Source organism: Micromonospora sp. NBRC 107095, assembly GCF_030269705.1.
GTDB classification, from domain to species: domain Bacteria; phylum Actinomycetota; class Actinomycetes; order Mycobacteriales; family Micromonosporaceae; genus Micromonospora; species Micromonospora parva.
This window is the reverse complement of the sequence record NZ_BSTU01000012.1, coordinates 1-10,282: the sequence shown is the minus strand read 5'-3', so window position 1 is coordinate 10,282 and position 10,282 is coordinate 1. Positions and strand designations below refer to the sequence as shown.

At 70.5% G+C, this 10,282-nt stretch carries 10 protein-coding genes; 5 read left to right on the top strand and 5 right to left on the bottom strand.

Annotation, left to right across the window (positions count from 1 at the left end; all coding sequences use genetic code 11):
* Positions 1-65: 65 nt before the first annotated feature.
* Positions 66-629, top strand: coding sequence for a hypothetical protein (locus tag QSK15_RS32440; protein ID WP_285797853.1), 564 nt, complete (start codon positions 66-68; stop codon positions 627-629).
* Between the two features lie 122 nt (positions 630-751).
* Here QSK15_RS32440 and QSK15_RS32435 read toward each other — a convergent pair whose 3' ends face one another.
* On the bottom strand, positions 752-2,191 hold the full coding sequence (locus QSK15_RS32435) for an MFS transporter (RefSeq protein WP_285797852.1): 1,440 nt from the start codon (positions 2,189-2,191) through the stop codon (positions 752-754).
* 85 nt (positions 2,192-2,276) lie between these two features.
* On the bottom strand, positions 2,277-2,513 hold the full coding sequence (locus tag QSK15_RS32430) for a hypothetical protein (protein ID WP_030491902.1): 237 nt from the start codon (positions 2,511-2,513) through the stop codon (positions 2,277-2,279).
* A 147-nt stretch (positions 2,514-2,660) separates the two neighbouring features.
* Here QSK15_RS32430 and QSK15_RS32425 point away from each other — a divergent pair, with 147 nt between their 5' ends.
* The gene (locus QSK15_RS32425; RefSeq protein WP_285797851.1) at positions 2,661-3,818 is read left to right on the top strand and encodes a geranylgeranyl reductase family protein; all 1,158 of its coding nucleotides are present in this window, start codon (positions 2,661-2,663) and stop codon (positions 3,816-3,818) included.
* A gap of 76 nt (positions 3,819-3,894) precedes the next feature.
* Positions 3,895-4,074, top strand: coding sequence for a hypothetical protein (locus tag QSK15_RS32420; RefSeq protein WP_030338030.1), 180 nt, complete (start codon positions 3,895-3,897; stop codon positions 4,072-4,074).
* A 57-nt stretch (positions 4,075-4,131) separates the two neighbouring features.
* On the opposite strand, the gene QSK15_RS32415 is transcribed toward QSK15_RS32420, so the two are convergent.
* Positions 4,132-5,922 (bottom strand): bifunctional metallophosphatase/5'-nucleotidase, encoded by a 1,791-nt coding sequence (locus tag QSK15_RS32415; protein ID WP_285797850.1) that lies wholly within the window; start codon positions 5,920-5,922, stop codon positions 4,132-4,134.
* 186 nt (positions 5,923-6,108) lie between these two features.
* On the opposite strand from QSK15_RS32415, the gene QSK15_RS32410 reads away from it, so the two are divergent.
* The gene (locus QSK15_RS32410; protein ID WP_285797849.1) at positions 6,109-7,011 is read left to right on the top strand and encodes an SDR family oxidoreductase; all 903 of its coding nucleotides are present in this window, start codon (positions 6,109-6,111) and stop codon (positions 7,009-7,011) included.
* A gap of 110 nt (positions 7,012-7,121) precedes the next feature.
* Here the strand turns inward: QSK15_RS32410 and QSK15_RS32405 are convergent, their stop codons facing one another.
* Positions 7,122-7,781: a nucleotidyl transferase AbiEii/AbiGii toxin family protein gene (locus QSK15_RS32405; RefSeq protein ID WP_285797848.1), complete on the bottom strand. Its 660-nt coding sequence runs from the start codon at positions 7,779-7,781 to the stop codon at positions 7,122-7,124.
* Entirely contained in the window at positions 7,778-8,119 is a 342-nt protein-coding gene (locus tag QSK15_RS32400; protein ID WP_279519610.1) for a hypothetical protein, read from the bottom strand. The genes QSK15_RS32405 and QSK15_RS32400 overlap by 4 nt, the downstream gene beginning before the upstream one ends.
* A gap of 765 nt (positions 8,120-8,884) precedes the next feature.
* Between QSK15_RS32400 and QSK15_RS32395 the strand changes: the two genes are divergently transcribed.
* Entirely contained in the window at positions 8,885-9,445 is a 561-nt protein-coding gene (locus QSK15_RS32395) for a hypothetical protein (protein ID WP_285797847.1), read from the top strand.
* Positions 9,446-10,282 lie beyond the last annotated feature (837 nt).

Below are 10,282 nucleotides of genomic sequence, written 5' to 3'. Positions count from 1 at the left end.
CGAGGTGCTCACACCCGTGCGTCCCCCGACGTGTGGGTGTTCCTACCCCCGAAGGAGCTACCCCCATGAACACGATCTTCCGTAAGAGCATGCTGTCCGTTGCGGGTCTCGCGTTCGCCGGTGGTGTGTTCGCCGGCCCGATCGCCGCCCACGCCGCCACCCCGGTCGTGGACGCCAAGCCCGCCGCCGTGGCCGTGCAGTCGGCGCCGAAGCCGCAGGGCGAGCAGTCCCGGATCACCCTCAACGACGAGCAGACCGCCAACGTCAAGGCGATCATCGCCGCGACGAAGAAGGCCGGCCTGCCCGAGCGGGCCGCGGTCATCTCGATCGCGACGAGCCTGCAGGAGTCGAAGCTGGAGAACCTCGGCCACCTCGGCGACAGGAACGATCATGACTCGCTGGGTCTGTTCCAGCAGCGTCCGTCCAGTGGTTGGGGTACCCCGGAGCAGATCACCGATCCTGAGTACTCGACGACCGCGTTCCTGAAGGGTCTGAAGCAGGTCGACGGGTGGCAGGACATGCCGCTGACCGAGGCCGCGCAGACCGTGCAGGTCTCGGCGTACCCGGATGCCTACGCCCAGTGGGAGCAGCAGGCCACCGACCTCGTCGCCCAGCACTGGAACAGCTGACCACCGCACCACCGCACCACCGCACCACCGCAGACCAGAACCACCGCACGGTAGGACCGTGAGAACACCGACCGCTGGCCGGCACCCCGCAACCCGGGGTGCCGGCCAGCGGCGTACCCCGGTCAGTTCTTGTGGTTGTGGTTGCGCCAGATGTCGATCAGCGCGGCGATCAGCGCGAGCACGATGATGCCGGCAGCCAGCATGAGGGACTGTTCGAAGGCGGTGGTCCAGTCGCCGCGGCTGTCGGCCAACGACGAGAAGAACAGTGAGCCGACGGCGGCGATGCCGGCCGCCGCGCCGATCCGCTGACCGGTCTGGAGCATGCCCGCGCCGCTGCCCGCCTGATCTACCGGCACTTCGGAGAGGGTGATCGTCTGGTTGGGGGCGATCACCAGTCCGCTGCCGATGCCGGCGACGAGCAGCGGGCCGGCGGTGACCCACGGTGCCGGGGCATGCGGCGCGAGGTGCAGCGCGATCACCGTCGCGGCCAGCCCGACCACCACGGTGAGCAGGCCGACGGCGACCAGTGGCCGGCCGAAGCGGTTGACGATGCGGCCACCGAGTACGGCGGCGGCGGCCGAACCCAGGGCGAAGGGGGTGATGGCCAGGCCGGCGACGAGGGCGCTGTAGCCGAGACCCATCTGCAGGAACAGGGTGAAGATGAAGAAGATCGCGGTGAACCCGCCGAAGTAGACGAGCGCCAGGATCGAGCCCAGGGTGTACGACTGGAGGTTGAACAGCCGAAGGTCGAACAGGGGTTGGTTGCGGCGCGCGTACCGTCGTTCCCAGAGCCCGAAGGCGACCAGCACCGCCAGGCCGGCCGGGATGAGCGCCCACTTCCAGGGGGTGCGCCACTGCTGTTCCTGCACCAGGGGCAGCAGGACCAGCACCACACCGATGCCGAGCAGCAGGACGCCGACGGGGTCGAGTCGACGCCAGCCGGGTTGACCGGTGGGGCGGCCGGGCAGCAGCCGCCAGCCGAGGATCACCGCGAGGACGCCGACGGGAACGTTGACGAAGAAGACCCAGCGCCAGCCGTGCTCCTCGCCGCCGACGGCGATGAGCAGCCCGCCGAGCAGCGGCCCGACGGCGGTGGAGATGCCGATGGTGGCGCCGAGCAGCCCGAATGGGCGGGCGCGTTCGGGCCCCCGGAACAGTTGCTGGATCAGCCCGATGACCTGCGGGTTGACGACGCCGGCGGCGGCGCCCTGTAGCAGTCGGGTGATGACCAGCCAGGTGGGGGAGGTGGCGAGGCCGGCGAGCGCGCTGGTGACGGTGAACAGCGCGATGCCGAAGACGAACGCGTTGCGCCGCCCACGGGCGTCACCGAAACGGCCGGCGGGCACCAGTGCCAGGCCGAAGGTGAGCGCGTACCCGGAGAGAATCCACTGCAGGTCGCTTGGTGAGGCGTGCAGCGCCCGGTCGATGGACGGCACCGCGACGTTGACGATGCTCACGTCGAGCAGGGTCATGAACGCGGCGACGAGTCCGACGCCGACGGCCTGCCAGCGTCGTCGGTTCTCGGCCGGGGTGACCGGCTGCGGCGGCTGCGCCGCGCTCATCGTGCCCCCCGTCGACCCCTGGTCAGGCATGGTTGACCGCTACCCGGGTCGTCGGGGGGCGAACCGTACCGGCTGGTTCCGTGGGTCACGCCATCTGGCGGGCGCAGAACCGGGGGCCGAAGTCGAGGCCGGCCATCGGTGAGTCCTCGCGGTGCAGCAGACCCTTCTCGGTGAGCAGGTGCAGGGGGCTGCCCACCTGTTCCTCGGTGAGTCCGGATTCCTCGGCGATCAGGTCCGGGTAGGGCACCTGCCCGCGTGCCTCAAGGGTGGTGACCGCCTGGTACACCCGTTGCTCGGCCTCCGACAGTTGCACCTGCTGCATGGTTCCTCCTTCGCTCGGCCGCCACTGCGGTGGCGGTTGCCGTGCGCCGGTTACCCCCTCGGTGACCGAAGATGCGCACCCGATCGGGCGGTCGCGACGGCGGGCGGGTCGGCTGGTCGCGCGTCGGTGGTGCCCTAGGCTGCTTCCGTGATCGTTTGGGACCTCGTCGTTGTCGGCGCTGGCCCCGCCGGGCTGTCCGCGGCGCACGCCGCCGCCCGTGCGGGCGTTTCCACACTTGTTGTCGAGCGGGCCGCGCATCCGCGGTACAAGACCTGTGGTGGTGGTCTGATCGGCACCTCTCTGGCGGCTGTTGAGGGTCGGATCGAGGTGCCCGCGCACGACCGGGTGGACCGGGTGACGTTCACCCGCGACGGCCGTCGGGAGTTCACCCGCCGCAACGACAGTCCCGTGGTGACGATGGTGCGCCGCGAGGAGTTCGACGACCGGCTGCGGGCCGCGGCGGTCACCGCCGGGGCCGAGATGCGGGAGCGGGTCGCGGTCCGCGCTATCGAGCAGGACCCTGAGGGGGTACGCCTGCGGCTGGCCGACGGTACGACGATCGCGGCTCGTGCCGTGATCGGGGCGGACGGCTCGTCGGGGGTGACCGGCCGGCATGTCGGGGTTCGGTACCGGCAGGTGGATCTGGGTCTGGAGGTGGAGCTTCCGGTGCCGCCCGCCGAGCAGGAGAGGTGGCGGGGTCGGCTGCTGCTGGACTGGGGTGCCATGCCGGGCTCGTACGCCTGGGTCTTTCCCAAGGGTGACCGGCTGACCGTCGGTGTGATCGCCGGTCGCGGCGCGGGGGAGGGGACCCGTGACTACCTGCGGCGGTTCGTCGACCGGTTGGGTCTGACCGGATTGCCGGCGGAGCACGACTCCGGTCACCTGACCCGGTGCCGTGCGGAGGATTCGCCGTTGCGCAACGGCCGGGTGCTGGTCGTGGGGGACGCGGCGGGGCTGTTGGAGCCGTGGAGCCGGGAGGGCATCAGCTTCGCGTTGCGGTCCGGTGCGTTGGCCGGGGCGGCGGTCGCGGGTGGTGATCTGGCGGGGTACGAGCGGGCGGTGGCCGAGCGTCTGCTGCCGGAGATGCGGGCGGGGTTCCGGCTGCTCGACGTGTTCACCCGCCGCCCGGATGTGTTCCACGCCCTGTTGGCGACCCCGCCGGGCTGGCGGATGTTCGTGCAGTTCTGCCAGGGGCGGGCGAGCTTCGATGAGATGCTGCGCCGCCGTCCCATCCGGGCGGCCCTCGCGGTCCTGGATCGGTTACCCGCCCCCCGTCGGGCGCCCGCTATTCACCCAGGATCCTAGGATGCCCTACGCGAAGTGTCTCCAGCCACTGGTGCGCGGCGGGCTCGGCGCTGGACAATCGCAGGGGGAGGTGCCGATGACCGAGCAGCCGTTCACCGACGACGAGTACGCGTTCCTGCGCCACGTACGGTTCGGGCAGTTGCCGCTCGCCGCCCGCCCCGACCAGCGGGTCGAGCTGACCGAGACCGAGTCACGAAGCGATCGGCCCGACGTGTGGGACGACCCGGTCCACTGGGACCTGCGCCACGCCGGCTGACAACGCACGACGGGCCGCGGGTGTCGCCACCCACGGCCCGTCGATGGTGCGCCGAGGTCAGAAGACCGGCACGCCCTCGCGTACCAGCCGCCAGTTGGGCTGGAAGAAGTCGGCCGGGTCGATCGTCCCCCTGGCCTGCGCCCAGTCGATGAGCAGCTGGCGGATCTCCTGCTGCGCGTTGTAGACCTGGGTCTTCACGATGCCGGGGAAGTTGCCACCGCCGCTGCGTCGGTAGTTGTTCACCGCCACCACGAACTGGGCGTTGTCGGCCACCGGAGTGTCGGTGCCGGCCAGCACCAGGCGGGTGATCCGCTGCCCGACCGGCTTGGAGATGTCGATGTCGTAGTCCAGGCCGGAGAAGACGTCGTAGTTGTAGTCCGGCACTGCCGGGTCACTGATCTGCTCCGGGTCGACCGGCGCGCCCGGCGCCAGGGTGCGGAAGTACTTCGCCGAGTACTCCAGGTACGCGCGCACCTCGGCCCCGCTGAGCACGACCGCCTCGAGGGTGTTGTCGTACACGTACAGGCCGGCCACGTCACGGATCTTGACGTCGCCGGCGGGGAAGACGGCCGTCCGGCTGAACGGCGCCGCGATCGACAGCACCGGCAGGTCCGCGTACGCGGTGCCGGCCAGCGCCGCGCCGACCACCTCGGTCTGCACGTGGTTGATGAAGTCCAGGATGGGCGTGTCCTGGTAGCGCGACTGCGCCGCCGACAGTTCCACCGTCGACTGTGCGACCACCTGGTTGACGTACGCGATGGTCTTCTGGTGTTGGGCCCGCACGGCAGCGAGCACCTTCGGGTCCTCGACCACGGTGTTGGTGTTCAGCATGGTGGCGGCCTTCTTGGTGATCGTCCACCGACCGCGCTCGCGGGCCAGGGTGAAGTCCATCCGGGTGAGCCGCTGGCCCCACTTCGACGGCTCGGAGAGCAGCACCTGCGTACCGGTGCTCTCGTTGGTGACGAACCGCTCGACCACCTCGTTGTGCGCGTGACCGAAGAGGATCGCGTCGATCCCCGGCACCTGCTGGGCGATCAGCGCCACCGGGTTCTCGTTCGGCAGTTCCGGGCCGTAGCTGGAGGTGCCGCTGTCACCGCCGTGCGCGGAGATCAGCACCAGGTCCGCACCGCGGGCCCGCATGATCGGCACCCACTTCGCGGCGGTCGCGACCATGTCGTCGAAGCGCAGCTTGCCCTCGACGTTGCCCTTGTCCCAGATGGCCACGCCGGGGTTGGTCAGCCCCAGGATGCCGACGCGCAGGGTCGGCGCGGCGAGACCGAGGGAGACCTTCTTGATGACGTACGGCAGGAAGGCCGGCTTGCCGGTCTTCGCGTTGACGGCGTTCGCGGCGAGCGCGGGAAAGCCGAGCTGGCGGATCCACAGGTCCAGCAACGGCAGACCGTAGTTGAACTCGTGGTTGCCCAGGGTCACCGCGTCGTAGTCGATGACGTTCATCGCCCGGGCCATCGGGTGCTTCTCCCCGGTGGCGGTGATCGGCTCCTGCTTGGCGTAGTACGTCGCGAGGGGCGTGCCCTGGATCGTGTCGCCGGCGTCGAGCACCAGCGTCGCCTTGCCGCGCCGCTCCCGGCGGATCTGGTTGATCAGGGTCGCCAGCTTCGCGACGCCGATGTCGTTCTGCTTGCTGTCGTCGTACTCGGCGTCGCGGTAGTAATCCCAGTTGTAGACGTTGCCGTGCGTGTCCGACGTGCCCAGGAGGGTGAGGTCCCAGGTGCGCGGCCGGGCCGGGCCGGCCGCCTGCGCGGGCGCGGCGGCGATCAACGGGGTGGTCGCCGCCGCCGCTGCGGCGACGAGCACCTGGCGGCGCGACGGGCCGGATCCAGAGGTCATGACGTGCCTTTCCATGGGGGTGGACGCGCCTCGTGAGCGCCTTGCGCACCATAACCAGCAGCTGACACTCCCGCCACGCCAGCCCCGACAGCTGCAACGGTTTCCCCAGGCCGACGCAGGGTAGGGCGATCACGACGACATTCGCGGGAGAGCCCCACTCCCGCGCGCGACGAGGAGATGGCAGCAGTGAGCGAGGACCAGCACACCCAGCAGGACCCGACCAGCCAGTACGGCCAGCAGTCCGGCCAACCCGCACAGCAGCAGTCGGCGCCGGGCGCGACCGCGGAGATGACCCCGAAGCCGGACCACGGCGAGGAGTCATACCGGGGCAGCGGCAAACTCGACGGCAAGCGGGCACTGATCACCGGCGGTGACTCCGGGATCGGCCGGGCGGTCGCTATCGCCTTCGCCCGGGAGGGCGCGGACGTCCTCATCTCCTACCTTGGCGAGGAAGAGGACGCCGATGCCCGGGAGACCGTCCGGTTGATCGAGGCCGCCGGGCGTCGAGGCATCGCGGTGCGTGGCGACATCACCGACGAGGCGCACTGCCAGGACCTGGTCGACCGGGCGGTGCGGGACCTGGGTGGCCTCGACATCCTGGTCAACAACGCGGCGTACCAGATGTCGCAGGACAAGGGCATCCTCGGGATCAGCACCGAACAGTTCGACCGGGTGTTCAAGACCAACCTGTACGCGATGTTCTGGCTCTGCAAGGCCGCCATCCCGCACCTGGCCGAAGGGTCGGCGATCATCAACACGTCGTCGATCCAGGCGTTCGACCCGTCGCCGCAGTTGCTGGACTACGCCACCACGAAGGCGGGGATCGCCAACTTCACCAAGGCCCTCGCCGCCGACCTGGCCGAGCAGGGCATCCGGGTCAACGCTGTCGCACCCGGTCCGGTGTGGACGCCGCTGATCCCGGCCACCATGCCGAAGGAGAAGGTGGAGCAGTTCGGCACCGACACTCCCGAGGGACGCCCCGGGCAGCCGGCCGAGCTGGCACCCGCGTACGTCTTCTTCGCCTCGCAGGAGTCCAGCTACGTCACCGGCGAGATCCTCGGGGTCACCGGCGGTCGACCGACCAAGTGATGACCCGCCCGGGTGGGCGTCGTTGCGGACGCCCACCCGGCGCTGTGGCCTGCCGGCGTGGTCGGGTGGTGCGGTCGGGGTAGTGGCGGGGCGTGGTCGGGGGCGTGGGGTTAACGCGGCCAGCTGGCGAAGCGTTGTCGGATCTCGGCGACGTCGGCGCCGCCCAGGCCGTACCGGCCGAAGCGCTGGTCGGAGAGCCGGTCCAGGTAACGGCCGGCGGCGCGCACGTCGTCCGGGTCCAGCGCGGGATCGACCTGGCGGGCCAGCACCAACAGTTCGGTCACGTCGTAGTGGTCGAGAGCCGCGGCCACGTCGATGAAGTCGCGAACCTCCCGCCGGTTGACCAACGCCGCGATCTTGTTCGCCACCAGGTCACGGACGTCCATCACCGGGCCGAGGTCCATCACCACCGGGCTCTGCTGGCGGTCCAACCGGGCGAGGCTGAGCCGGATCTGCCGTCCGTCGCGGCTCACCACGAAGTCCTTCATGTCCTGCTCGTACCCGTCGAACAGCTCGGCCAGCTCACTGTCCGGGTCAGCGTCAGTGACGAGGAACCCGGCCCGCTCCAGGGCAACCCGCACCCCGGCGGACGCCGCCGCCGCGGCACCCTCCACGTCGGCGAAGAGGTCGACGTCCTCCGTCGGTCGGGCGACCAGACCGTGCGCCGCCCACGCCACCCCACCACCCAGCACGAACCGGTGCGGCCCGGCGGCGGACAGCGCCACCCGGGCCACCTCCCGGTAGAACTCGTGCAGATGAGGTTCGGTCACGCCGTACGCAGGCCGCGGTGCCGGCTCTCCCACGCCTGGCGTACGCCCCGAGGCAGGTTGAGCAGTCGCCACACCCGGCGCAACGTCCGCCCGTTGATCAGGGCGCGCAGATCCTCGGCCCGGGTGGTCTCGCGAAGCACGTTCTCGTACATCCAGAGCAACTGGTCGGGGTCGCCGAGGTCGAAGGTGCGCTCGGCGTTCCACATCAGCCGCACGGGCAGTTCCACCACACCCCGGGTGGGACCGGCCAGCTCGGCGAGCGTCCGGGCCACCACAGCGGGACGACCCGGGCGGGCCAGAAAAGCCACGCCGGTCGCGGTGGGGGAGACGGCCTGCATGGTGTCAGGGTAACGCCCACCCGGGCCGGTGTCGCTCAGGCTGATCCCATCGCGCCACCGCAGGCCACCCGCCCCGACCTTGTTCGCCGCGATGTTTGTCCGTTTACGCGGCAATCGAAGTCATCAGGCGATGCGTGATCGACTCGGGTTTCATGAAGTCGGGGCATCCCGGTGTCCCGGATGCCGCGATTTCCGTGAACTCGAGTGGATCACGGGTTTGCGGGCCGGTTCGGTGCCGTGGGTCCGTGGTTGTGTGGGTGGTCTGTCCGGTTGTGGGTGTTTGTGGGTGGTGGCCGGGGCACCCGTAGGTGGGAATCGTGGCCGGGGCGGGGTCGTTACACACCCTGACGATCGCAGTACGACCTCCCCGCCGCCCGGTCTTCGAGGGTGCGGGATCCGAGGTCCGGCAGCTGGGAATCCCCGCCGCGGCCCGGTCGTTGTGATCCCCACGATCGGCCGCTGGCATCGCCGTGATGGGGGTGCCGGCGGGTTGGGTCGCCCCGGAATGGCCCTGGCCCCCCGGTCGTTATGGTCCCCACGATCGACCGCAGGTACCGCCGTGATGGGGGTGCCGGCGGGTTGGGTCACCCGGGAATGACCCTGGACCTCCGGTCGTTACACCTGGACCCCGGCGCCGCGAGCCCTCCCTCGCAGGCCGCCGACCCCGAAGACTTTCCCCCCTTGCAAGTGCAGCGCCGGACGAGGTGCTCACACCCGTGCGTCCCCCGACGTGTGGGTGTTCCTACCCCCGAAGGAGCTACCCCCATGAACACGATCTTCCGTAAGAGCATGCTGTCCGTTGCGGGTCTCGCGTTCGCCGGTGGTGTCTTCGCCGGCCCGATCGCCGCCCACGCCGCCACCCCGGTCGATGCCAAGCCCGCCGCCGTGGCCGTGCAGTCGGCGCCGAAGCCGCAGGGCGAGCAGTCCCGGATCACCCTCAACGACGAGCAGACCGCGAACGTCAAGGCGATCATCGCCGCGACGAAGAAGGCCGGCCTGCCCGAGCGGGCCGCGGTCATCTCGATCGCGACGAGCCTGCAGGAGTCGAAGCTGGAGAACCTCGGCCACCTCGGTGACGCCAACGATCATGACTCGCTGGGTCTGTTCCAGCAGCGCCCGAGTTCGGGTTGGGGTACCCCGGAGCAGATCACCGATCCCGAGTACTCCACGACCGCGTTCCTGAAGGGTCTGAAGCAGGTCGACGGGTGGCAGGACATGCCGCTGACCGAGGCCGCGCAGACCGTGCAGGTCTCGGCGTACCCGGATGCCTACGCCCAGTGGGAGCAGCAGGCCACCGACCTCGTCGCCCAGCACTGGAACAGCTGACCACCGCAGCACCGCACGACCACCGACCGCTGGCCGGCACCCCGCAACCCGGGGTGCCGGCCAGCGGCGTATCTGTCACGTCATGGGGGCGCGCCGGGCGTCGTCGCGTCGTTCGTTGGCGAGATCTTGGACAGTTTCCGTTCTCACGGAACGGAAACTGTCCAAGATCTCGCGATTCAGGTTCCTGGATGAGCGTGGCGGTGGCGCGTCGCGATGAGGTGGCTCCGTCGTGGCCCGGGTCGGGCATCGCGGTGGCCGACCCGTCGCGGGCGGGGCAGTTTCGTGTAGCCGCGTCGTGCGGCGACGCCACGGCGGCCCGTGCGGAACCGACGGCGGTCGCCGCGCCAACCCACGACGGTCGGCGCGGCAACCGACGGCGGCCCGTGCGGGAACGACCACCGTCCGCGCGGGCAACCCGCGACCGCCGCGCGCCAACCCACGGTGGCCCGCCTGAAAACGGCGGGGCGCCGGCGCGCCAACCCCGGCGGCGCGCAACCGAGGGCGGCCCGTGCGGCAATCCACGACCGCGTCCGCGCGCCAACCCACGGCGGTCGGCGCGGCAACCCACGGCGGCCACGCGAAAACTGACCGCCGGATGCGCGGCAGCCCACGGCGATCCGCCGGGACGCCGGCGCACCCCGCGCCAACCCCGGCAGTGCGGAGACCGATGGCGGTCGGCGCGGGAACAAGGTGCGGGTACGGCTGGTTGTGGACAGTGTCGGTGTGACTCAGTGTCCCCGGGCCTCACCTAATATCGCCTTCGCGGAATACCGTTCGGCTGGAGCCGCGTCGTGCCACTCGCCGAGAGGCGACCTGCACACCGACACCAGTGCCGCC

Coding starts and splice junctions, on each gene's coding strand:
- QSK15_RS32440 (WP_285797853.1), top strand. CDS start 66: ATGAACACGATCTTCCGTAAGAGCATGCTGTCCGTTGCGGGTCTCGCG.
- QSK15_RS32435 (WP_285797852.1), bottom strand. CDS start 2,191: ATGAGCGCGGCGCAGCCGCCGCAGCCGGTCACCCCGGCCGAGAACCGA.
- QSK15_RS32430 (WP_030491902.1), bottom strand. CDS start 2,513: ATGCAGCAGGTGCAACTGTCGGAGGCCGAGCAACGGGTGTACCAGGCG.
- QSK15_RS32420 (WP_030338030.1), top strand. CDS start 3,895: ATGACCGAGCAGCCGTTCACCGACGACGAGTACGCGTTCCTGCGCCAC.
- QSK15_RS32415 (WP_285797850.1), bottom strand. CDS start 5,922: ATGACCTCTGGATCCGGCCCGTCGCGCCGCCAGGTGCTCGTCGCCGCA.
- QSK15_RS32400 (WP_279519610.1), bottom strand. CDS start 8,119: ATGCAGGCCGTCTCCCCCACCGCGACCGGCGTGGCTTTTCTGGCCCGC.
- QSK15_RS32395 (WP_285797847.1), top strand. CDS start 8,885: ATGAACACGATCTTCCGTAAGAGCATGCTGTCCGTTGCGGGTCTCGCG.